The sequence below is a fragment of the Marinovum algicola genome (assembly GCF_900109145.1).
GTDB classification, from domain to species: Bacteria; Pseudomonadota; Alphaproteobacteria; order Rhodobacterales; family Rhodobacteraceae; genus Marinovum; species Marinovum algicola.
On record NZ_FNYY01000014.1, the window covers coordinates 1 to 23,322 of the forward strand.

20 protein-coding genes are annotated in these 23,322 nt (G+C 66.5%); 13 read left to right on the forward strand and 7 right to left on the reverse strand.

Features of this window, described 5'->3' with window-relative positions:
• Window positions 1-193: 193 nt before the first annotated feature.
• Genes BMW90_RS17220 through BMW90_RS17230 form a run of 3 tightly spaced genes read right to left on the reverse strand, consistent with a single transcriptional unit; the run spans window position 194 to window position 2,765 of the window.
• A complete protein-coding gene (locus tag BMW90_RS17220) occupies window positions 194-949 on the reverse strand; it encodes an ABC transporter ATP-binding protein (RefSeq protein ID WP_048535324.1) in 756 nt (251 codons plus the stop codon).
• Window positions 949-1,677, reverse strand: coding sequence for an ABC transporter permease (locus BMW90_RS17225; RefSeq protein ID WP_158499065.1), 729 nt, complete (start codon window positions 1,675-1,677; stop codon window positions 949-951). Before BMW90_RS17225 ends, BMW90_RS17220 begins: the two co-directional genes overlap by 1 nt.
• A gap of 53 nt (window positions 1,678-1,730) precedes the next feature.
• Entirely contained in the window at window positions 1,731-2,765 is a 1,035-nt protein-coding gene (locus BMW90_RS17230) for an ABC transporter substrate-binding protein (protein WP_074837647.1), read from the reverse strand.
• Between the two features lie 506 nt (window positions 2,766-3,271).
• Here BMW90_RS17230 and BMW90_RS17235 point away from each other — a divergent pair.
• Window positions 3,272-4,318 carry a DUF475 domain-containing protein gene (locus BMW90_RS17235; protein WP_244526539.1) on the forward strand — a complete coding sequence of 349 codons (1,047 nt, stop codon included), beginning with the start codon at window positions 3,272-3,274 and terminating at the stop codon, window positions 4,316-4,318.
• A gap of 78 nt (window positions 4,319-4,396) precedes the next feature.
• Window positions 4,397-5,386, forward strand: coding sequence for an LLM class flavin-dependent oxidoreductase (locus BMW90_RS17240; RefSeq protein ID WP_074837648.1), 990 nt, complete (start codon window positions 4,397-4,399; stop codon window positions 5,384-5,386).
• A 10-nt stretch (window positions 5,387-5,396) separates the two neighbouring features.
• On the opposite strand, the gene BMW90_RS17245 is transcribed toward BMW90_RS17240, so the two are convergent.
• From BMW90_RS17245 to BMW90_RS17255, 3 genes are all read right to left on the reverse strand, one after another.
• Window positions 5,397-8,480 carry an efflux RND transporter permease subunit gene (locus tag BMW90_RS17245; protein ID WP_074837649.1) on the reverse strand — a complete coding sequence of 1,028 codons (3,084 nt, stop codon included), beginning with the start codon at window positions 8,478-8,480 and terminating at the stop codon, window positions 5,397-5,399.
• Window positions 8,477-9,613: an efflux RND transporter periplasmic adaptor subunit gene (locus BMW90_RS17250; protein ID WP_074837650.1), complete on the reverse strand. Its 1,137-nt coding sequence runs from the start codon at window positions 9,611-9,613 to the stop codon at window positions 8,477-8,479. Before BMW90_RS17250 ends, BMW90_RS17245 begins: the two co-directional genes overlap by 4 nt.
• A 169-nt stretch (window positions 9,614-9,782) precedes the next feature.
• Window positions 9,783-10,448, reverse strand: coding sequence for a GntR family transcriptional regulator (locus BMW90_RS17255; RefSeq protein ID WP_083416105.1), 666 nt, complete (start codon window positions 10,446-10,448; stop codon window positions 9,783-9,785).
• A 136-nt stretch (window positions 10,449-10,584) separates the two neighbouring features.
• Between BMW90_RS17255 and BMW90_RS17260 the strand changes: the two genes are divergently transcribed.
• The 10 genes from BMW90_RS17260 (at window position 10,585) to manD (ending at window position 21,408) form a co-directional block, all read left to right on the forward strand.
• Window positions 10,585-11,628: a mannonate dehydratase gene (locus BMW90_RS17260; protein WP_074837652.1), complete on the forward strand. Its 1,044-nt coding sequence runs from the start codon at window positions 10,585-10,587 to the stop codon at window positions 11,626-11,628.
• Between the two features lies 1 nt (window position 11,629).
• The gene (locus tag BMW90_RS17265; protein ID WP_074837653.1) at window positions 11,630-13,099 is read left to right on the forward strand and encodes an aldehyde dehydrogenase family protein; all 1,470 of its coding nucleotides are present in this window, start codon (window positions 11,630-11,632) and stop codon (window positions 13,097-13,099) included.
• 31 nt (window positions 13,100-13,130) lie between these two features.
• Window positions 13,131-13,997, forward strand: coding sequence for a fumarylacetoacetate hydrolase family protein (locus BMW90_RS17270; RefSeq protein WP_074837654.1), 867 nt, complete (start codon window positions 13,131-13,133; stop codon window positions 13,995-13,997).
• An 82-nt stretch (window positions 13,998-14,079) separates the two neighbouring features.
• Window positions 14,080-15,399: an extracellular solute-binding protein gene (locus BMW90_RS17275; RefSeq protein WP_074837655.1), complete on the forward strand. Its 1,320-nt coding sequence runs from the start codon at window positions 14,080-14,082 to the stop codon at window positions 15,397-15,399.
• A 67-nt stretch (window positions 15,400-15,466) separates the two neighbouring features.
• A complete protein-coding gene (locus BMW90_RS17280; protein WP_048535345.1) occupies window positions 15,467-16,357 on the forward strand; it encodes a carbohydrate ABC transporter permease in 891 nt (296 codons plus the stop codon).
• 6 nt (window positions 16,358-16,363) lie between these two features.
• Entirely contained in the window at window positions 16,364-17,176 is an 813-nt protein-coding gene (locus tag BMW90_RS17285; RefSeq protein WP_048535347.1) for a carbohydrate ABC transporter permease, read from the forward strand.
• Between the two features lie 38 nt (window positions 17,177-17,214).
• Window positions 17,215-18,330, forward strand: coding sequence for an ABC transporter ATP-binding protein (locus tag BMW90_RS17290; protein WP_048535387.1), 1,116 nt, complete (start codon window positions 17,215-17,217; stop codon window positions 18,328-18,330).
• Entirely contained in the window at window positions 18,327-19,142 is an 816-nt protein-coding gene (locus BMW90_RS17295) for an NAD-dependent epimerase/dehydratase family protein (protein WP_048535349.1), read from the forward strand. The genes BMW90_RS17290 and BMW90_RS17295 overlap by 4 nt, the downstream gene beginning before the upstream one ends.
• Window positions 19,139-20,206, forward strand: a complete 1,068-nt coding sequence (locus BMW90_RS17300) for a lactonase family protein (RefSeq protein WP_170850577.1) — start codon at window positions 19,139-19,141, stop codon at window positions 20,204-20,206. The genes BMW90_RS17295 and BMW90_RS17300 overlap by 4 nt, the downstream gene beginning before the upstream one ends.
• Entirely contained in the window at window positions 20,203-21,408 is a 1,206-nt protein-coding gene (gene manD / locus BMW90_RS17305; protein WP_048535351.1) for a D-mannonate dehydratase ManD, read from the forward strand. The genes BMW90_RS17300 and manD overlap by 4 nt, the downstream gene beginning before the upstream one ends.
• 143 nt (window positions 21,409-21,551) lie before the next feature.
• Here manD and BMW90_RS17310 read toward each other — a convergent pair whose 3' ends face one another.
• A complete protein-coding gene (locus BMW90_RS17310; RefSeq protein WP_048535353.1) occupies window positions 21,552-22,013 on the reverse strand; it encodes an Lrp/AsnC family transcriptional regulator in 462 nt (153 codons plus the stop codon).
• 132 nt (window positions 22,014-22,145) lie between these two features.
• Here BMW90_RS17310 and BMW90_RS17315 point away from each other — a divergent pair, with 132 nt between their 5' ends.
• Entirely contained in the window at window positions 22,146-23,321 is a 1,176-nt protein-coding gene (locus BMW90_RS17315) for a thiolase family protein (protein ID WP_074837657.1), read from the forward strand.
• Window position 23,322: the final 1 nt, after the last annotated feature.

Here is a 23,322-nt window from a genome sequence, read left to right on the forward strand (position 1 = left end):
CGCGCCGGGACCCCTTCCCCCACCCCGCACCGCAAGCCGCCACGAGGCCCGGATCAGGTCCGGGGCGCGACGTGACCGGCATCCAGACCAGCAGCGCCAACCCCCGGGCCCCCGCCCAACAAAAAACCGCGTCAGCCCAGAGGACCGACGCGGGTGAAGTCGCCCCGAAGGGCCAGGGAGGTTCCCGTGAGTGTCAGTGATCCAGCATCCCCCACAAACGGCGCTTGATGGCGAGGAACTCTTCGGTCAGCCGCATCTCGTCATTGCGCGGCCGTGGCAGGCTGACCTCTTCGATATGGTGCACCCGGCCGGGGCGCGACGACAGAACGATGATCTTGTCCGACAGAAAGATCGCCTCTTCGATGTCATGGGTGACAAAGACCACGGTCTTTTTCGACTTCTGCCAGGTGGTCAGCAGGTCGGATTGCATCCGCTCCTTGGTCTGGGCGTCCAGCGCCCCGAACGGCTCGTCCATCAACAGCACATCGGGATCATTGGCATAGACCCGGCCGATATCGACCCGCTTGCGCATCCCGCCCGACAACTCACGCGGCCAGCGGTCTTCAAAGCCCCTGAGCCCCACCATCTCGGTCCATTTCGCCTCGATCTCGGATTGCTCGGCCTTCGAGGCGCCGCGCAGGCGCGGGCCGTAAGAGATGTTCTTGGCCACGGTCATCCAGGGAAACACCGCATCCTGCTGGAACACCATGCCCCGGCGCCGGTCGGTGCCCTCGATCACCTCGCCATCGAGCGTCATCTGCCCGTCCGAGGGGGTAAACAGCCCGGCCATCATCTTGAGCAGCGTGGACTTGCCACAGCCCGAGGTGCCGATGATCGAATTGAACGACCCGGATTCGAAGGTCAGGTTGATCTTGTCCAGCACGGTGAGCGCACCGGGCTCGCCCTTGCCGAAGGTATGGGTGAGATTGTCGACGAGGATCTCTGGCATTATTCGCGGGCCTCCGACCATTGCATGAGATGAGCCTGAATCTTGCGGAAGATGCGATCCATGATGAAGGCGCAGCCGCCGATGATCACGATGATCATCATCACCTGATCGGTCAGGAAATAGCGCCGTCCTTCCTGCAACAGAAAGCCGAGGCCGTTCTGCGCCGCCAGCAGTTCCGAGGCGACCAGCGTCGTCCAGGCGGCAGCCAGCGCAATCCGGTAGCCGGTGATGATGAACGGCGTGGCGGCGGGCACGGCGACGGTGCGGAACACCTGGAACCGGCTAGCGCCCATGGTCGATGCGGCATCGACATAGACCTGCGGCACGTTCTTCATGCCGGCGATCACGTTGACCACGCAGACCATGAAACAGGCGATGGTGATGATCAGCACCCGGCTGAATTCGCCGATCCCGAACCAGATGATGATGATCGGAATATAGGCCAGCGGCGGGATCGGCCGCAGCGCCTCGATTAGCGGGTCGAGCAGATATTCCACCGTCTTGTACCAGCCCACCAGGCAACCGACGATCAGCGCCAGCGTGGTGCCGATGAAAAAGCCCATGGCAATGCGGAACAGGCTCGCCCCCAGCGCGGTCAGCAGGCTGCCGCTGGTCAGGTTGGTCTTGAACGAGGCCAGGATATCCAGGATCGGCGGCAACAGCGCCGGATTGTTGTCGGGCTGGTTCGTGATCCAGATATAGACCCCGAAGACCGTGGCGATCGACAAGGCGCCCAACCACAGGCGCCTTGACCGGAGAGAATGCAACAGAGCCATCGGTCTCAGAGCCGGGTCACGATCTGATCCGACACCAGCGCATCGAGGTCGGGCATGTTGCGGATGCGGTCATTCTCGACCAGGAACTCCGATTGCACCCGCAGCGCGTTTTTCAGGATGTCATCGGCATAGACCGATTTGATCTCGGGCACGTCGAAATAGAAGTAGTTGTTCAGCAGCGGCTCGACTTCCGCCGCGGTCACGCCGGCCCGGCCGATGCCGCTTTGCCATTTGATCATGCGCTGCACGACCTCGGCATTGTCTTCGCGCAGCATCTTGACGCCGTTCTCGTGGAAGGCGCGCACCACTTCGGTCAGCGCCTCTTCCTTGGCGTCCATGGTCTGCTGGGTGGTCATGAAGACATCCATGATCGAGGGCCGCTTGCCGATCGGCATCGCCGAGCCGTCGGCCAGCATGCTGGCGCCCGGCAGCTTGTCGAAGATCAGCTGGCGCGAGGTGGCCAGCGGCACGGTGGCATCCACCGCCCCGGCGATCAGCGCCGCCTGGGCGTCGATCGGCTCCATGTTGATCCGGGTCAGCTTCATGTCCGACAGCCCGGCCTGCTCGAGCGCGACGCCGAGGAAGAAATCGAAGTTCGACCCCGAGGTCACCGCGATCCGCTTGCCTTCGAGATCGGCCAGGCTGGTCATCCCCGGACGGCCGACGATGGTGAAGAGCCCCGAGGCATCGCCACAGACCGAGATCTCGCGGAAATCGGCGACATTGCGCGCCATCGCCGCCAGCGGCGGCACCGAGCCCACGGTGATCGCATCGACCGAGCCGCCGACCATCGCCTCGATGGCGGGGGGGCCCGAGGGGAAGACGCTGAAATCCATCTCGACGCCGGGGGCAAAGCCCTGATCCTGGACCAGCCAGTAGATGCCGAAAGAATAGGCCGGAATGATGCCGATGTTCAGCTTTTCGGTGGCGGCATGCGCCTTGCCGACAAAGAACGTCGGAGCGGCCAGCGCGACCCCGGTCGCGGCCCCCGCTCTCAGGAATGCGCGGCGTGACACATAGCTGGTTTTCGAGTTTGCCATCTTGTCCTCCCTCGTGGCAGATCACAGAGCCTGCGGAACAGGTACTCAATCCCCGGCCACTATTCCCGCTGTTTTTACTTTTGTCAATTTTTTTCTCATATGACAATTTTTCCGGATCTCCCGAAATCCGCCTGCAACCCTGCGCAGGGGCCTGAAAACGCGGGCTTTGGCCGCGAGGAACCCGCACGCAGGGCCGGGCCGCGCCGGCAGGCAAACGGGCCGGGCGCCTCCCGCACCGGGGCTTTTCGCGCCCTGCGGCCATCGGCACATAACGGCCCAGCCCGCCGCGCCGATCACGAATCCGTTTACAAAAGCGATGTGACAGGCCAATAGGATGACGGCGCATCGGCGCTATAATCGGGTGACCGGGCCCCTCTGGCGGAAGTGGCGGCGCTTTCGTGATGTCGGCACCAGATCTTTTCCAGCCGCCTGGACGTGTTCACATCATGACACAACACCCCTCCCCGACCGGAGGCGCGCCGCACAGCGGCGCCCCGGCCAGATCCATGCTTTCCTATCTCAAATGGGCCTTCATCGTCACCGGCCTGGGCCTTGCGCTCGGCGGCTGGCTGGGCTGGACGACAACCGGCACCCTCGCCGGCATGCTGACCATCCTCTTTATCTGCGCGGTGCTTGCCGTGCTGGAGATCTCGCTGTCCTTCGACAATGCCATCGTCAACGCCAACAAGCTGAAATCGATGACCCCGATCTGGCAGCGCCGGTTCCTGACCTGGGGCATCCTGATCGCCGTCTTCGGCATGCGCATCGTCTTTCCGCTGCTGATCGTGGTGATCTCGGCCCGCATCGGCCCCTGGGAGGCGATCACCCTGGCCGCCGCCCGCCCCGAGGAATACGCCCATATCATGGAAGAGGCGCATCTGCCGATCGCGGCCTTCGGCGGCACCTTCCTGATGATGGTCGGCCTCAGCTTTTTCTTCGATCACGAAAAGGACGTGCATTGGGTGCAATGGCTGGAAAGGCGCATGGCGCGCCACGCCACCATTCGCGGCATCGAGGTGGCCATCGTGCTGGTCACGGTGCTGATCTTCTCGCGCTTGCTGGACGGCGCCGACACCCAGGTGTTTTTCAGCTCGGCGATCTGGGGCCTGCTGACCTTCCTGCTGGTCGAAGTTCTGGGCGGATTGCTCGACAGCACGCAAAAGGCGGTCAAGGGCGCGGCCCAGGGCGGGCTCGGCGCCTTTCTCTATCTCGAGGTGCTCGACGCCTCGTTCAGCTTTGACGGGGTGATCGGCGCCTTCGCCCTGACCCAGAACCTCTTCATCATCGCCATCGGCCTCGGCATTGGCGCGATGTACGTGCGTTCGATGACGATCATGCTGGTCGAAAACGGCACCCTGACCGAATACCGCTATCTCGAACACGGCGCCTTTTACGCCATCATCGCGCTGTCGGTGATCATGTTCATGCAATCGCTGGTGCATATCCCCGAGGTCATCACCGGGCTTGGCGGCGCGGCGCTGATCGGCGTTTCGCTCTGGTCGTCGATCCGCTGGAACCGGGTCGAGCGCGGCAACGCCCCGGCCAGCGGCTGACGCTGCCGTTACGGAACCCCCGGCGCCGCCTTGGCGCGGCGCGGGGGCGTGCATAGGTGCGCCAAAAGGATATCACCGATGCAGCATTTCTCCCTACTTGATCTCTCGCCCGTGCCCGAAGATGCCGGCGCCGGCGACGCGCTGGCCAATACCGCCGATCTTGCGGTGGCGGCCGAACGGGCCGGCTATCACCGCTTCTGGCTGGCCGAGCATCACAACATGCCGGGCATTGCCAGCGCCGCGACCGCCGTGGTGATCGGCCATGTCGCCGCGGCCACGACCACCATGCGCATCGGCGCCGGCGGCATCATGCTGCCCAACCACGCCCCGCTGATGGTGGCCGAGCAATTCGGCACCCTGGCCACGCTTTACCCCGGCCGGATCGATCTCGGCCTCGGCCGCGCACCCGGCACCGACGGCGCCACCGCCCGCGCCCTGCGGCGCAACATGTCGCCCGAGGACAGTTTTCCGCAGGATGTGCAGGAGCTGATCGGCTATTTCGCCAGCGGCCCCGCCGGCCCGGTCCGCGCCATTCCCGGCGAGGGCACCGAGGTGCCGGTCTGGATCCTCGGCTCCAGCCTCTACGGCGCGCAGCTCGCGGCGCATTTCGGCCTGCCATATGCCTTTGCCTCGCATTTCGCGCCGGACCTGCTGGACCAGGCGATCGCCACCTACCGCGCCCAATTCCGCCCCTCGGCGACGCTCTCGGCGCCGCATGTGATGATGGCCGCCGGGGTCTGCGTGGCCGATACGGACGAGCAGGCCGAGGTGTTGCGCTCGTCGCAATATCTCGCCTTTGCGAACCTGCGCATGGGCCGGCCTGGCAAGCTGCCGCACCCGGTCGCGGATGTGGCGCAACAGATCCCCGCGCCGGTGCTGGCGCAGGTGAAACACGCGCTTTCGGTCTCGGCCACCGGCACGCCCGAGATGGTCCGCGACCAACTTGCCAGCCTGCTGGCGCGTCACCAGCCCGACGAACTCATGGTCACCGGCATGATCCACGACCACAGCGCCCGGGTCCGCTCCTTCACGCTGGCCGGTGAGGTGCTTTCCGAGCTGCGCGCCTGAGCGGCGGGGCTCACCCCGCCGCCAGCCGTTCGGTTTCCAGCCGCCGCGCCGCCGCCCCCGGCGCGGCGCCCCAGACCGCGATCCAGCGATAGAAGATCGGCGTCAGGAACAGGGTGAACACCGTGGCAAAGCCCAGGCCGCCGACGATCACCCAGCCCACCGCCACCCGCGCCTCGGCGCCGGCGCCCGAGGTCAGGATCAGCGGCAGCCCGCCAAGCGCGGTCGAGACCATGGTCATCATCACCGGCCGGATGCGCAGGCTCAGCGCGTCGCGGATGGCGCTGTCGATATCCTGGCCCGCTTCGCGCAACTGATTGGCGAATTCGACGATCAGAATGCCGTTCTTGGCCATCACCCCGATCAGCATCACCAGCCCGATCTGGCTGTAGTAGTTCAGCGATCCGCCCGACAAGGAGATCGCCATCAGCGCCGCCGCCAACCCGAAAGGCACCGTCAGCATGATCACCACCGCGCTGGCAAAGCTTTCGAACTGCGCCGCCAGCACCAGCAACACCACCAGAAGCGCCACGCCAAAGACCATCAGCATCGCGTCGGTGCTGTCATCCAGCGTCGCCGCCTCGCCGGTAAAGACCAGCCGCAGGCCCTCGGGCAGCACCTCGTCCGCCAGGGCGCTGACCCGCGCCATCGCCTCGGACATGTCGGTGCCCTCGCCCAGATTGGCCTGTGCCGCCACCGACAGCGCCCCGCCCTGCCGCTCGATCTGCGCCTGGGTCACCACCGTCTCGAGCGCGGCAATCGTCGACAGCGGCACATATGACCCGTCCGACAGCCTGAGCGGCATCGAGGCGATGTCCGAGGGATCATCGATCGGCGCGCCGCCGGGCACCACCGTCACATCGACCTCGGCGTCGTTCTCGAACACGCTCACCGCCGTGGTGCCCCGCACCAGCGCGCTGACCAGCGCCGTGGCCTCGGAGGAGGTCAGCCCCATGTCATTGGCGGCGGCATCGTCCACCACCACCTGAAGCTGGGCATCGACGCTGTCGTTCGACAATTGCGGATTGAGAAAGGCGGCATCGCCCGCCATCGCCGCCACCAGCGCCTCGGTGCCCTCGGTGATCGCGGCGATATTGGTTCCGGTGACCGCAAAGCTCAGCCCACCGCCGGCGCCGCGGATATTGAGACTGTTGGTCGCCCGCGCGCTGACCCGCACGCCGGGCACCGACGCCAGCTGCCGGCTGATCTGCGCCACCAGCTCATCCTGCGCAAAGTCGCGCTCGGCCCAGTCCGGCAGCCGCACCACGATAAAGGCGCTGGTGCCGCCGCCGACCCCGACGATGCTTTGCACCACCTCGATTTCGCCGCTCTCGAGATAGGGGGTCAGGATCGCCTCGACCCGCTGCACCTGGCCGTCGAGATAGCTCACCGTGGTATCCGAGGCGCCGCGCGCCTGCACCAGAAAGAAACCCCGGTCCTCCGAGGGCGTCACCTCCGACGGCAGGGTCAGCGCCGCCCCCCAGGCCAGCAGCACAAAGGCCCCGGCCAGCGACAGCACCAGCACCGGCGTGCGGATCGCCCGGTCCATCACCGCATCGAACACAAGCATCACCCGGCCCTTGCCCGCGCGCTCCGCCTGCCCCGAGGGCCTGCCGGGATCGAGCAGGGCCGCCAGCACCGGCGCCAGGGTCAGCGCGGTCAGCGATGACAGGGTGACGGCAAAGGCCAGCACAAAACCGAACTCGGAAAACACCCCGCCGGCCTGTCCGGGCAGAAAGGAAATCGGGATGAACACCGCCGCCAGCGTCGCGGTCGTCGAAATCACCGCAAAGAACACCTCGTTGGTGCCCGCCGCTGCCGCCGCAAAGGCGCCCATGCCGGCCTTGCGCTTGCGCACGATGTTCTCGATCACCACGATGGCGTCATCGACCACCATGCCTGTCGCCAGCACCAGCGCCAGAAGGCTGATGGTATTGACTGAAAACCCGGTCAGCCAGATCGCCGCCAACGTGCCGACCAGCGCCACCGGAATGGTGACCGCCGGGATCAGCGTGGCGCGCGGCGAGCGCAGGAACAGAAAGATCACCGCCACGACGATCGCCGTCGCCATCAGGATCGACTTCACCACCTCGGTCAGCGAACCCTCGACAAACACCCCGTCATCCGAGGCCACCACCAGCCGCACCCCCTCGGGCAAGTCGCCGCGCAGCTCTTCGACCGCGGCATTCACCGCGCGCGAGATATCAAGCGTGTTGCCCACCGATTGCCGTGTGATGTCGAGCCCCACCGCCGTCTGGCCATTGACCCGTGTGAACACGCTGGCCTCTTCCGGCAAGAGCTGCACCAGCGCCACATCGGCAATCTGTGTCGTGCGGTTGATCTGCAATTCCTCGATCATCTCGACGGTGACATTTTCATTCGCCACGCTCAGGCTCATGGTCTGGTTCTGGCTCTCGATCTCGCCCAGCGGCGTGTCGTCGCGCAGCGCTCCGAGCGCTTCGCTGACGTCAAAGATCGTCAGCCCCCGGCTCAGCAGCGACGGCATGCTGAGTGTCACCCGGAACTCGTTCGACCGGTCGCCGCGCACCGTGACCTCGGCGATACCGTCGATCGTCGACAACCGCTCATAGACCATGCCCTCGGCCAGCTGCGTCAGCTCGGCCAGCGAGGCATTGCCCAGCAGCGCCAGCCGGATGATCGCATCGGCATTGCTGTCGGATTTGCTCACCGAAGGATCGTCGATGTCATCCGGCAGCGAACGCAGGGTTTCCGACACGATCTCGCGCGCCTCATTGGCCGCCACATCGACATCGGTGCCATCGGTCAGATCGATGGTGATCCGGCTCGATTCCGCGCTCGAGGTGGATTCCATGTAAGCCAGCCCGTCCAGCGCGCTCAGCGCATCCTCCAGCACCTGCGTCACCTCGGTGTCGACCGTGGCCGGCACCGCGCCGTCATAGCTGGTGCGGACCGAGAGCACTGGCTGATCCACATCCGGCATTTCGCGCACGTCCACGCCGCTCAGCGCCGCCAGCCCGGCCACCACGATCAACAGGTTGACGACAATGCCGAAAATCGGCCGCGCCACAAAGGTATCGGCAAAGCCCGCGCGGTGCAGCATCTTTTCCAAGCTCATGCGCTCGGCCTCGCTTCGGCGGCATCGTTCACCTGTGCGCCCTCGCGCAGTTTCGCGGCCCCCTCGGCCACGATCTGCGCCCCCAGCGGCACATCGGTCTCGACCCAGAGCTGATCGCCCTCGCGGTAGCGGATCGCCACCGGATGGCGGGTGACGCGGCCCGCGTCGGAGACCCAGATGCCGGCGCCCGACCGGTCCCAAGTCACCGCGGTCGAGGGCACCACCGGCAGCGGCTCGGTCTCTTCGATCATCCGCACCGCAAAGGTCATCCCCGAGAGCAGCTCGCCCTCGGAATTGTCGATCCGCGCGCGCACCGTGGCACTGCGGGTCACGCTGTCGAGCCGGCTGTCAAAGGCGGTGATCACCCCTTCGAACACGCGGCCCACATAGGTCGGCGTGCCGACCTGCACCACCCGGCCGACCTCAAGCAGGCCGATCGAGCGCTCGGGCACCTCGAACTCCGCGATCAGCGCCGATGAATCGTCGATCGTCACCAGGGCGGTTCCGGCGCTGACATAGGTGCCCGTTTCCAGCGTGCTCAGCCCCAGGCGGCCACTCATCGGCGCCCGGATCGTGCGATCCTCCAGCGCCACCTGCGCCAGCGCCAGATTTGCCTCGGCCAGCCGAAGCGCCACCTCGGCCTCGGCCATGGCGACATCGGTGATCGTCAGGTTGCCGTTGTCCTTCAGCGTATTGTAGCGATTCAACGAGGCCTGCGCCTCGTCGCGCTCGGTTTCGGCGATCTCCACCGCCAGCCGCTGCGCCCGGTCGTCCAGCCGCAAGAGCACATCGCCCTTGGCCACCGAGGCATTGGCCGCCATCCGCACCTCGGCCACCTCGCCCGAGACGCTGGCCACCACCTCGACATTGCGCAGCGAGGTGGCGCTGCCGATGGTCCGCAGCACCAGGTCGTGCGGCCGCGCCTCGAGCGGCGCCAGCACCACCGACGTCGCGCCGCCGCGCCCGCCCGGCCGGCCCGCGCCGCCGCCGGGCCGCGCCTCGGCCGATGGTGCCGCCTCGGCGCCGGCCGCCGCTCCGAGATAGGACGCCAGACGCTCCGGCACGCCGAAACTGATGACATAGGCGCCGAACAACAGGCCCGCGCCGGCCAGGACGGAAATGAGGGTTCGCAAGAGAGATGTCCTTTCAAGGCTCCGAAGCGCCCGCTGCTGCGGCGCACGTCCCTTGGTACGATCCGGCCGTCGCATTCCGTCGCGGTTTTTTTTTAGGTTTACGCGGCGGTCCGAAAACCGCCCGGAACGCAGGCGGTTTTGCCCACCAAAGCCGCGAAAGGCGCCGGCCTCAGGTCGCCAAAGTCCGCCGCAACACGCCGGAGAAATGGGTGCGCAGCGCCGCGACCGCGCCGTCGGCATCGCCCGCCGCCACCCGCTCGATCACCTGCGCATGTTCGCGGAACGCCGTCGCCGTATTGGCGAGGTTGACGGATTCCGGCCGCAGCAGGCGAAACAGATACATCTTCTGCATCGTCCGGTCATAGTTCGCCGAAATCTGGCGGTTGTGAAAGGCGGCGATGAGACTGCCATGAAACCGATCTTCCAACGCCTTGACCTCGATCCGGTAGCCCTCGGCGGTCTTTGCCCGTTCGGCATGCGCCAGGGTCTCGGCATGAAGCTGCGTCATCTCGGCCACCCAATTGTCCGGCGGCGCTTCCACCAGCCGGCGCAGCCCCTCGCATTCCAGCAGCTCGCGATATTGGAAGGTGTCCCGCACAAAGGCGACATCGGGGTAGAAGATCTTGACGCCCACCCGCTTGCGCACCTCGATCAGCCCTTCCGCCTCGAGCAGCAGGCAGACCTCGCGCAGCCCGGCCAGCGAAATGCCCAGCACGTCGCAGAGCGCGCTCTGCTTGACCGTCTGGCCAAGCGAAAGCCGCCCTTCAACCAGCGCGTCAAAGAATTCTTGCACGCCCTGGGCGGCGTTCGAGGGCACTGGCGTCTGAGTGTTCACTGTCCGGTTCCTTCAAAAACAGTCTGCGGTCATTCTAACAGACTTGACTCCGCCGGAAACGACCTTTATCGATATCTAAGTCGATAACAGATATATTTAAAGAGCCACAAAGGCAAAAAACGGCAGGGAGGGACAGATGGGAATGCGTGTTGCCATCGGCCAGTTCAACGAGATCACCACCGAGACCATGGCGTTTGCGCGGCAGTTGGGCATCGACAGCGTGCAGATGAACACGCCGCTGCTGCCGGGCGCCGACACCTGGGACGCCGCCGACGTTCAGCGCCTGGCCGATGCGGTGGCGGCCGAGGGCCTGAAGCTCGAGGCGATCGAAAACGTGCCGGTGCATTTCTATGACAAGGTCATGACCGGCGCGCCGGGCCGCGAGGCGCAGATCGAGAACTATTGCGCCATCATCCGCGCCCTGGGCGCTGCCGGGATCGGCATCCTCGGCTACCATTTCATGCCCAACTCGGTCTGGCGCACCAACCGCCGGATCAAGGGGCGCGGCGGGGCACGCAATACCGGGTTCGATCTGGCCGAGGCGACGGCCGCGACGACGCGGGCCGAGGCCGAGCGGTTCCTGCCCAGTGTCCTGGGCGACCTCTCTGCCATGCCGCTGCGTTTCGGCGATGACGCCGGCATTTCCCACGACCAGATGTGGGACAATTACGCCTGGTTCCTTGACCGCGTGCTGCCGGTCGCCGAAGAGGCCGGCGTGCGGCTGGCACTGCACCCCGACGATCCGCCCGCCTCCGAGCTTGGCGGCGTCGCGCGGCTCTTTACCGGCGTCGAGAACTTCAAGCGGGCCGAAGCCCTGGCCAAGGACAGCCCCGCCTGGGCGCTGGATCTGTGCCTCGGCTCCTGTTCGTCGATGCTCGGCGGCGCGCAGACGGTGCGCGAGATGATTTCCCACTTCGGCCCGCGCGGCAAGATCGCCTATGTCCATTTCCGCGACGTGCAGGGCAGCGTGCCCCGCTTTGTCGAATGCTTCCTCGGCGAGGGCAATTTCAATCCCTCCGAGATGATCGGATTGCTGCGCGACAACGGGTTCGACGGCTTCCTGCTGGATGATCACGTGCCGCAGATCGAGAATGACAGCCCCTGGGGCCACCGCGCCCGGGGCCATGCCATCGGATATCTTCAAGGGCTGCTGAACGCCCATCCGCAACGCGAGGTCTGAGATGCTGGACGAACGGAATATCGACCTGATTGCGCTGGGGCGCGAGGTCTTTGTCAACGGAAGCTGGAGCCAGGAGGGCGCAACCGGCAGCCTCCTCGTCGACAATCCGGCCACCGGCGAGGTGATCTCGGAAACGCCGGATGGCGGCGCCGGGATGGCCGAAGCGGCGCTGGCCGCGGCCCGGGCCGCTGCGCCGGGATGGGCCATGACCCCGGCGATCGAACGCGGCCGCGCGGTGCAGGCGCTGGCCAAGGCGGTGCGCGACAATGCCGAAACCTATGCGCGGATCATCACCGCCGAACAGGGCAAGCCCATCGGCCAGGCGCGGGGCGAGGTTGCCGCCTGTGCCGAATTCCTCAGCCATGCGGCCTCGGGCGCGCGGCGGATTTCCGGCGATATCGTGGCCTCGGACAACCGCAACGAGGAAATCCATATTCGCCGCCATCCCTATGGCGTCGTTGTCGCCCTGACGGCCTGGAACTATCCGGCGGCCCTGGCCGGGCGCAAGGCCGGCCCGGCGCTGGTGGCCGGCAACACCCTTGTGCTGATGTCGCATGAGCTGACGCCGCTGTCGGGGCTGTTCCTGGCGCGTCTGGCCGAACAGGTCGGGCTTCCCGCCGGCGTCTTCAACGTGGTGACCGGGCGCGGCCCGACCCTGGGCGCGGCGCTTGTCTCCAGCCCCGAGACCGATCTGGTAACCATGACCGGCAGCCTGCGGGCGGGGCGCGACATCTATGCCGCCGGGGCCGCCGATCTCAAGGTGTTGCGGCTGGAACTCGGCGGCAAGGCGCCCTTCATCGTCATGGAAGACGCCGACATCGACGCGGCGGTCGATGCCGCGGTGGCCGCGCGCTTTACCAATTGCGGCCAGATCTGCACCTGCAACGAACGGATGTACCTGCACCGCGCCATTGCCGACAGCTTCCTCGAACGCTTCGTCGCCAAGACCCGCGCCCTGACCATGGACGATCCGATGCAGAATCCCGATCTCGGCCCCAAGATCAGCGCCGTCGAGGTCGACAAGGTCGCCGCCATGGTCGCCGCCGGCCGCGCCGCCGGCGACGAGGTATTGCTGGCCGGCGGCCCGCGCCACGACGGCGCCTTTGCCCAGGGCCACTGGTATGCGCCCACGGTGCTGGAAAGCCGCGATGCCCAATCGCCGCTGCTGCGCGACGAGATTTTCGGGCCGGTGATCTCGGCCCTGCGGGTCGATGGCTTCGACGAGGCGGTGGCGCTGGCCAATGCCAGCCGGTTCGGCCTCTCCGCCTATCTCTTTACCGAAGACCGTCACCGCCTGATGCGCGCGCCCGCCGCGCTGAAATTCGGCGAATTGTACCTCAACCGCAGCAATGGCGAGCAGGTTCAGGGCTTTCACACCGGCTGGCGGCACTCCGGCCTGGGCGGCGAAGACGGCGCCTACGGCTTTGACGGCTATTTCCGCAAACAGACAGCCTACAGCACCTGGGCATGACCCGCCCGGCTGCAAGACAGGATACCCCAAGATGAAACTCGTGCGATTTGGCCCTGCGGGCGCCGAGAAACCCGGACTTGTCGACGCCGATGGCGCCCTGCGCGATGCGTCGGCCCTCGTGCCCGATATCGATGGTGCCTTTCTGAGCCGCCTCGACGGGCTCGCGCTCGATGACATCGGCGCGCTGCCCATCGTCGAAGGCCAGCCCCGACTGGGCCCCTGCGTGACCGGCGTGGGAAAATTCATCGGCATCGGGCTGAACTATGCCGATCACGCCGCCGAAAGCGGGCTGCCGGTGCCGTCCGAACCGATTGTCTTTCTCAAGGCCAACAGCTGTCTGAGCGGCCCAAATGATGCCATCCGCCTGCCGGCCGGCGCGGCCAAGACCGATTGGGAGGTCGAGTTGGGCGTGGTCATCGGACAGGTGGCACACAATGTCCGCCCGGCGGACGCCCTGCGCCATGTCGCCGGATATTGCATCGTCAACGATGTCTCCGAGCGCAGCTGGCAGCTGGAGGGCACCGGCCAATGGACCAAGGGCAAGAGCGCCGACAGCTTCGGGCCGATCGGCCCCTGGCTGGTGACCGCCGACGAGATCGCCGATCCGCAGGCGCTGGGGATGTGGCTCGAGGTCAATGGCGTGCGCAAACAGACCGGCTCGACCGCGACGATGATCTTTTCGGTGGCCGAAGTTGTCAGCTATCTCAGCCGACTGTTCACCCTGCACCCCGGCGATCTGATCACCACCGGCACGCCGCCGGGCGTCGGCATGGGCATGACACCGCCGCAATACCTGCGCCCCGGCGACCGGGTGCAACTCGGGATCGACGGGCTGGGCGCGCAGGGCTGCGCGGTCATCACCCGTGATACCGCAAGGCCGGTCACCGCCCCGGCCTGACCGGCACGGACATACAAACGCATGCCTGGAACGGTCCGTCCCCGCATCGCGCGTCTTTCATCCGGACCTTGGGAGGAGAACCATGAACACCAAACTTCTGTCATCCGCCGCCGCCGCGGCCCTGCTGCTGGGCACCGCCGCCACGGCCGATCTGTCGATCATGTACCGGTCGCAATTCGCCTCGCTGATCGAACCGGGGATCGAGGCCTACGAAGCCGCCACCGGCGAGGCCGTCGAGCGCATCCCGCTGCCCAACGAAGGCTATGACAACCGTATCGCCCTTGATGTTGCCTCTGGCACTGCGCCGGACGTGCTGCATATCGACACCGGCATGGTGCAGCGCCTGTCCGCCAATGGTGACCTTCTGCCGCTGAACGGGATGGCCGAGACATGGGATCAGTGGCAATTCTACCCGCAGCGCACGCTGGATGCGACCAGCCTGGACGGCAAGGTCTATGCGCTTCTGACCGACACCGACGCCCGGATGCTGTGGTATTCGGTCAAGGCCTTTGAGGCGGCCGGGATCGAAACCCCGTGGAAACCGCAGACATGGGACGAGTTGCTCGACACCGCCCGCAAGGTCAAGGAAGCGACCGGCACCGAAAACGCGCTGGTCGTGCCGGCCGGCACCAAGAACGAAGAAGCCACCACGATGCAGGGCTTCTACATGGTGCTGCTGGGCGCCGACACCCCCGAAGGCGACCGCAACCGCCTGCGCAACCGCGACACCGGCCAGTGGATCGGCAAGAGCCCGGCGCTGCGCCGCACCTTCGAGTTCTATGAAACGATCTACACCACCGATGCCCTGGCCGAACCCGGCGACCAGTACTCCAGCGACGTGGGCGCCATCATGCGCCCGGGGCTGATCAGCGGCGAGGTCGGCATCTGGGCCTCGGGGTCCTGGGAAAACAACTGCATCTGGGATTGCGGCGGCACCGACATTCCGCCGCAGGCCGAGCGGGACAAAGCGGTCTACTGGGCGCCCTTCCCCGGCTCCGGTGTCGCGGGCGCACCGGCCTATTCCAACATCTCCGCCGGCTGGACGGTTGGCGTCTCGGCCGCGACCGACCAACCGGAAGAGGCCAAGGCGCTGGTGGCCAAGATCTTCGACCGCGAGACGTTCGAGCCCTGGGTGATCGAGAACGGCCGCATGGCGGTGCGGACCGACATCGCGGAAACCCCGGCCTATCAGTCGGACAAGTTCTTTTCCGACGTGACGCCGCTGAACGACCAGACGACCAAGCGCGACGCGGTGCCGGGCTATTACTTCGTCTCGGCGCTGGTGCAGCAATCGACCGCCGATATCCTCGACGGGATCAGCGTCGACGAGGTGATGGAAACCTACCACGAAACGCTGATCGACGAATTCGGCGAAGATCAGGTGATGGTCATCGAAGACTGACCTCCCGGCCCGGCCCGGGCGCGCCCACCGCGCCCGGGCCGGCATTAGAACAGAAATCGAGGCCCCCATGTTCGACGATGCCAAACCCTGGATTCAGCGCGACTGGAAACTTGTCGCCGCAATGCTGATCCCCGCGATCGCGGTGATCGCCCTGCTGCTCTACATGGCAGGCTGGATTCTGGTGATGTCCTTTACCGACCTCGCGCTCTTTGGCCGCAAGGCCACGGAATGGAGCTTCGTCGGGTTCGACAATTACGAACGGCTGTTCAAGCGGCGCGGGTTCCTCAACTCGCTCTGGGTGACAACCGTCTTCACCGTCTTCTCGGCGATCATCGGCCAGAACATCCTCGGCTTTGCCATGGCGGCGGCACTGCGCAACACCGGCCGGTTCACCAAATCCTTTGTCGAGGGCGCGGTGATCCTGGGCTGGATCCTGCCCGATGTGGTGGCCGCCTACGTCTGGTCGGCGACCTTCACGGAAAACGGCCTGGTGGATCTGGCGATCCTGCAACCCTTCGGCATCGAAACCCGCAATTTCATCAACGACCACCCGCTGTTCGTGGTGATCGTCGCCAATGTCTGGAAAGGCGCGGCCTGGTCCTACATCCTCTATTCCGCCGCGCTCGACACCGTGCCGTCGGAAGTGGTCGAGGCGGCCCGGGTCGATGGCGCCACGCCGCTGCAACGGGCCTGGCATATCACCCTGCCGATCCTGCGGCCGCATATCGCCACCAACTGCCTGTTCATCACGATCTCCAGCTTCGTCTACTTCCCGCTGATCTATGCGCTGACCGGCGGCGGGCCGGGCCGCAAGACCCAGGTGCTATCGATCTTCGTCTACCAGGAAAGCTTTGCCGTCGGAAAGCTCGGCTATGGCTCGGCGATCTCGGTCGCAATGGTGCTGATCGTCGCCTTCCTGTCGATCTTCTATGTCCGGCTCCTCAAAGACCCTCGGTGATCTCTCATGACTGACACACGCAAATCCCCGACCCTCGCCCTGGCGCTGGCCCTCGTGGCGCTGTTCTGGATCAGCCCGCTGAGCTGGGTGGCCTTCAATGCGGTCGATCCGTTGGCCGACGGCACCCTGCGCTGGCCCCAGGCCTTCGGGCTGGCCAATTTCTCCAAGGCGGTGGCCGGCGAAAGCGGCCGGCAGTTCCTGAACTCGGTCTATGTCGCCCTGCTGACCTCCACGCTGACCACGGTTTTTGCCGGCCTCGCCGCCTATCCGCTGTCGCGAGTGCGCATTCCGGGGCGCAACGCCATCCTCTGGGCGCTGGTGCTCTTGCGCATGCTGCCGGCCACCGGGATCATCGTGCCGATCTTTTTCATGGCGCAATCGACCGGGCTGCTCAGCCTGACCGGGGTGGCGCTGGCGATCACCATGATCAACCTGCCGTTCACCCTGCTGCTGCTCAAGAACTTCTTCGACACGGTGCCGCTCGAGCTGGAGGAAGCGGCCTATTCCGAAGGCGCCTCGCTGTTCCGGATCCTGTGGAACGTGGTGCTGCCGATGTCGCGGGCGGGGCTCTCGGTGGTCTGGTTCTTTTCCTTCATCAACGCCTGGAACGAATTTCTGCTGCCGCTGATCTTTGTCCGCAAGACCGCCGATTTCCCGATGTCGGTGGGCCTGTTCAACTCGTTCGGCGAACACAGCTCCGTCGATTACGGATTTCTCGCGGCCTATTCGCTGGTCTACGCGCTGCCGGCGGTGGCGGTCTATTTCCTGCTGCGGCGCAATCTCAGCACCGGCTTTGCCGGCGTCGGGGTCAAGGGCTGATGCGGCGTGACACAACCAAAGAAAGAAGGGAGGCCGACATGACCGGCGTAGTTCTCAATGACGTTCGCAAATCCTACGGAGACCTTCAGGTCATTCACGGGATCGACCTGTCGATCGATCCGGGCGACTTCATTGTCTTCGTGGGCCCCTCCGGCTGCGGCAAGTCCACCCTGCTGCGGATGATCGCCGGGCTGGAACGGATCTCGGACGGCACGGTCAGCATTTCCGGCCGGGTGGTCAATGACGTCCCCGCCCCGGATCGCGGCATCTCGATGGTGTTCCAGTCCTATGCGCTCTATCCGCATATGACCGTGGGCGACAACATGGCCTTTGGCCTGCGCATCCGCCGCACCCCGGCCGAGCGCATCCGCGAGACCGTGGGACAGGCGGCCGAGGCCTTGCAGCTCGGACAATACATCGACCGGCTGCCCAAGGCGTTGTCGGGCGGCCAGCGCCAGCGGGTGGCCATCGGCCGCGCCATCGTGCGCGAACCGGAGGTCTTTCTCTTCGACGAACCGCTGTCGAACCTCGATGCGGCGCTGCGCAACCAGACCCGGATGGAGATCGCCCGACTGCACCGCGAGATCGGGGCGACGATGATCTATGTCACCCACGACCAGATCGAGGCGCTGACCCTGGCCACCAAGATCGCGGTACTGAAAGACGGCGAGTTGCAGCAATTCGACACGCCCGACCGGGTCTACAATCAGCCCGCCAACACCTTTGTCGCCGGGTTCATGGGCGCGCCGCCGATGAACCTTGTCGCCGCCGAGATCATCGCCGGCGACGGCGGCGCGGCGGTGGCCGTGCTGGAGCGCGCCGGCCAGCCCCCTGTCCACGTCGGCCTGCCGGCCTCCCGCAAGCGGCTTGTCGGCCGTCGCGTGGTGTTTGGTCTGCGGCCCGAAGCGATTTGCAGCGGCCCGGTCGGATCGCGGCCGGATCACGCCGAAATCGATGTCGATATCGATTATGTCGAGGTCACTGGCGCCGACCGGATCGCGGTGACCAATTTCACCTCCGGTCCCTTCTATGCCCGGCTGCCCGCCGATGCCGATGTGCATGAGGGCCGGCGCGCGCGCCTGAACTTCGACCGCGACAAGATCAATGTCTTCGACGCCGATACCGGCGCCCGCATCGCGGAGGAGACGCCATGAAGATCGCGGTAACCGGCGGCCAGGGCGGCTTTGGCCGCGTGGTGGTGCGCGAGGCGCGCGCCGCCGGTCATGCGGTGATCAGCATCGACCGCACGGCCGCCGTCGCGGAACCGGTCGATGGCGTGGAATATCGTGCGGCCGATGCGGCGGATTACGCCCAGGTCACCGCCGCGCTGACCGGCGCCGATGCGGTCATTCACCTTGCCGCCTTTCCGGCCGCCGGGCTGGCCCCGGACGACGTGACCCACAACAACAACGTCACCGCCAGCTACAACGTTCTGTTGGCCAGTGCCGAACTGGGCCTGCGCCGGATCTGCAACGCGTCGAGCGTGAATGCCATCGGCCATTCCTACAGCCGCGCGCCGGAATATGACTACTTCCCGATCGACGAAGATCATCCGACCCGCGCCGAGGATCCCTATTCCCTGTCGAAATGGCTGGGCGAGATGCAGGCCGATGCCATCGTGCGCCGCTATGACGGCATGAAGATCGCCAGCCTGCGCCTGCACTGGATCGTCGAGGATGTCGCCCGCGCCGCCCAAGCCTGGCAACAGGAACCCGACCCCGGCAAGCATCTCTGGGCCTGGACCCCGGCCGTGCCGGCCGCCCGCGCGGCGCTGCGGTCGCTGGAGGCGGATTTCGACGGCCACCAGCGCATGTTCCTGGTGTCGCACGCCACCACCGAGGCCACGCCAAGCCGCGACCTGGCGCGCCGGCATTTTCCCGGAGTGCGGTTGAAAGCCGGGTTCGACGGCACCGCCAGCTTCTTTGACAGCAGCCGCGCCCGCCGGCTTCTGGGGTGGTCGGCGTGACGGCACCGCTGACTCTGCTGATCGGAACCTATACCGAGGGTCCGTCGGGCCTTGGCGCCGGGCTCTACCGCTGCCCGGTCGTGGCCGCCACCGGCGCCCTCGGCGCCCCGCGCCGCATCGCCGCGCTGCGCAACCCGACCTATCTGGCCACGCATCCCGCTCTGGACGGCACGCTCTATGCCATCGAAGAGACCGCGGCCCCGGCCCTGGTCCGCCTGCACCTCACAAGCAGCGGCGCCCGCGTCCTTCAGCGCCGCAGGCTCACCGGATCGGGCGCCTGCCATCTGGCGGTGTCGCCCGATGGCCGCTACCTGGCGACCGCGCAATATCAGAGCGGCCATGTCGATCTTTTCAGCCTGGGCGGCGACGGCGCGATCGGCGCGCATCTGGCCGCCTTCCACGCCGAGGGCAACGGCCCCAATCCAGCCCGCCAGCGCGGACCGCATGCCCATTGCGTGCTGTTCCTGACCGACCCGGACGTTCTGGCCGTCGCCGATCTGGGGCGCGATTGCGTCACCCTGTTCGACCTGGCCGCCGGCGCGCCGGAGCTGCGCGCGAACACCGCCCGTCAGATCGCCTTCCCGCCCGGCTCCGGCCCGCGCCACATCACCCGGATCGCCGGCAGCGACGATCTCGCCGTGCTCTGCGAGCTTGACGAAAACCTGACGCTGCTGCGCCGCGACCAAGCCGGATGGCACCTCGCCTCCCGCAGGCGGGTCTTTCCGGCCACCCCACAGGACGGCGCCGCGGCCGCCCTGCGCACCGGGCCGACCGGCCTGCTGTATGCCTCCGGCCGCAGCGGACATGAAATCGCCTGCATCGCCTGCCCTGCCGGCCAGGCGCCAAAGGTGATCCAGACCGTGCCAAGCGGTGGGCATCATCCCCGCGACATCCTGCTGTCGCCCGATGGGCGCCTGCTGTTGGCGGCCAACCAGCACAGCCATTCGATCACCGCATTCGCCGTCGCGCCCGACAGCCTGCTTCGCCAAACGCCCCATCGGGCCGAAATCGGCAGCCCCGCCTGCCTGATCTGGTCCACCGCCCCATCAGGAGACCTGCCGTGAAAATCGAAGCCATCAAGACCATCGTCACCTCGCCGGGGCAGAATTTCGTGACCGTGCGGATCGTCACCGAATGCGGTCTGAGCGGGGTTGGCGACGGCACGCTGAACGGCCGCGAACTGGCGGTCGCCTCCTATCTGGACGATCATGTCATTCCCTGCCTGCTGGGCAGGGATCCGCGCCGGATCGAGGAGATCTGGCAATATCTCTATCGCGGGGCCTATTGGCGGCGCGGACCGGTGACCATGGCGGCGATTGCCGCCATCGACATGGCGCTGTGGGACATCAAGGCCAAGGCCGCCGGCATGCCGCTCTATCAACTGCTGGGCGGCGCGTCGCGCCGGCATCTGATGACCTATACCCACGCCAGCGGCGCCACCATCGAAGACACCGTCGCCGCCGTCAGCGCCAAGGTCTCGGCCGGGTATCCGGCGGTACGCGCGCAATGCGGCATTCCCGGCCTGGGCGCCATGTACGGCGTGCATCCGCTGCATTCCGGCGATGCGGACGCGCCGAAACTGCCCGAAGAGCAGGTCTGGTCGACCTCGCGCTACCTGCAACATGTGCCGCAGCTCTTCGAGGCGCTGCGCGCGGCCGTGGGCTGGGATGTGCATCTGTTGCATGACGTGCACCACCGGCTCACACCGATCGAGGCGGCGCGGCTGGGCAAGGATCTCGAGCCCTACCGGCTGTTCTGGATGGAGGATGCGGTGCCCGCCGAAGCCCAGGACAGCTTTCGCCTGATCCGCCAGCACACCACCACGCCGCTGGCGGTGGGCGAGGTATTCAATGCCATCTGGGACGCCCGCGAGCTGATTTCGAACCAGCTCATCGATTACATCCGCGCCACCAGCACCCATGCCGGCGGCGTGACCGGCCTGCGCCGGATCTTCGAATTCGCCGCCCTGCATCACGTGCGGACCGGATGCCACGGACCGGTCGACATTTCGCCGATCTCGGCGGGGGTCAACGCGCATCTGGGCCTTTGGGCTCCCAATGCCGCGATCCAGGAATTCGCCGATTACAGCCCCGAGATGCACGCGATGTTTCCGCATGCCTGGACCCATCACCAAGGCTACATCCATCCCGGAGACGCGCCCGGCCACGGCGTCGACTTCGATGAAACCCTGGCCGGGGAGCATCCCTACGAACCGGCCTATCTGCCGGTCTGCCGGCTCGAGGACGGCACGCTCTGGAACTGGTGAGGCGGCTGCGATCCGGCCGCCCGAACCGCGGCGACCCTGCATGTCCCGGCCACCAAACCGGCATTGGTGCCGGGACATGCTCCGCCGCCGGCAGGTCCGATGCGCGATACCGACGCTGACTCGAGACGCCCGGCGCGGCCCTGTCAGATCGGCAGGGCCGTGGTTTTCTTGACCACGTCGAGAATGACCGAACTTTCCATTTCCTGCACCCCGGGCAGGGTGACAAGCCGGTCCTGCACCAGCGCCTGATAATGATCGATATCCCGCACCACGACGTGCAGGTGATAATCGAACCCGCCCAGCAGCAGCACCGCATACTGGATTTCCGGGATCGCCCGGATTTCGCGGCGAAAGGCTTCGAGCGCGGGCCGGTCATGCTTGTTCAGCTTGACCCGCGCCACCACCAGCATGTTGAAGCCCAGCCGCCGCCGGTCGAGATCGACATTCTTGCCGCGAATGACCCCCATCTCCTGAAGATGGATGATCCGGCGCGAACAGGGCGATTGCGATATCCCCGCCTGTTCGGCAATCTCGGTCACCGTGCGGCTGCCATCGGCCTGCATCGCGCGCAGTATGCGCATGTCGGTTTCATCCAATTCCGGCATATTCTTCCCCCAAATATCGGACCTCATGGCTGTTTCATGCCGGAAGCAGGGGATCTTGTCCAGCTTTGGGAATTTCAGACCGGCCTGCCCGGCTAGTCTCGCGGTCAGCGAAAAGTCGGGCGGGAGGACACTATGACCGATGTTGTGATCTGTGGCGCGAAACGCACGCCCATGGGCGGCTTTCAGGGCGAGCTGAGCAGCCTTGCGGCGCCGGACCTGGGCGCCACCGCGATCCGCGGCGCGCTGGACGAGGCCGGCGCGGATGGCGCGGCCATCGACGAGACCCTGATGGGCATCGTGCTGCCGGCCGGCGTCGGCCAGGCCCCGGCGCGTCAGGCCAGCCTCGGCGCCGGGCTGCCGCTCTCCACCCCCGCCACGGCGATCAGCAAGGTCTGCGGCTCGGGGATGCAGGCGGTCATCCAGGGCGCGACCCAGATCCTCGCCGGCCACGCCAGCCTGGTTGTCGCCGGCGGCATGGAAAGCATGTCGAACGCGCCGTACCTCTCGCCCGCCACCCGCGCGGGCGCGCGGCTGGGCCATGCCAGAATGCTCGATCACATGTTCCTCGACGGTCTGGAAGACGCCTATGAGGGCGGGCTGATGGGCAGCTTCGCCGAGACCTGCGCCGGTGCCTACGATTTCTCCCGCGCCGCGCAGGACGCCTATGCCATCGCCTCGCTCGATCGCGCCCGCGCCGCCACCGAGGCCGGCATTCTCGCGGCGGAAATCGCGCCGGTGACCGTCACCACCCGCAAGGGCGCGGCGACGATTGCCACCGACGAGCAGCCGCGCAATGCCCGCCCCGAGAAGATCCCGATGCTGAAACCCGCCTTTGCCAGGGACGGCACCGTCACCGCCGCCAATGCCTCCTCGATCTCGGATGGCGCGGCGGCGCTGGTCCTGGCCGCGGACGCGGCGGCGGCAGACCGGGGCCTGCCGGTCCGGGCGCGGATTCGGGGCTTTGCCGGCCACGCGCAAGAGCCCGGCTGGTTCACCACCGCGCCGATCGGGGCGACGCGAAAACTGCTCGACCGGCTCGGCTGGCGCACGGCCGATGTCGATCTCTGGGAGGTCAACGAAGCCTTTGCCGTGGTCGCCATGGCCTTCATGCAGGATCTCGACATCGATCACGACCGGCTCAACGTGCATGGCGGCGCCTGCGCGCTGGGCCACCCGATCGGCGCCTCCGGCGCGCGCATTCTCGTGACGCTTCTCAACGCGATGGAACAGCGTAAAGTGAAACGAGGCATAGCGGCGATCTGCATCGGCGGCGGCGAGGCGCTGGCGGTGGCGCTGGAACGGGGGTAAT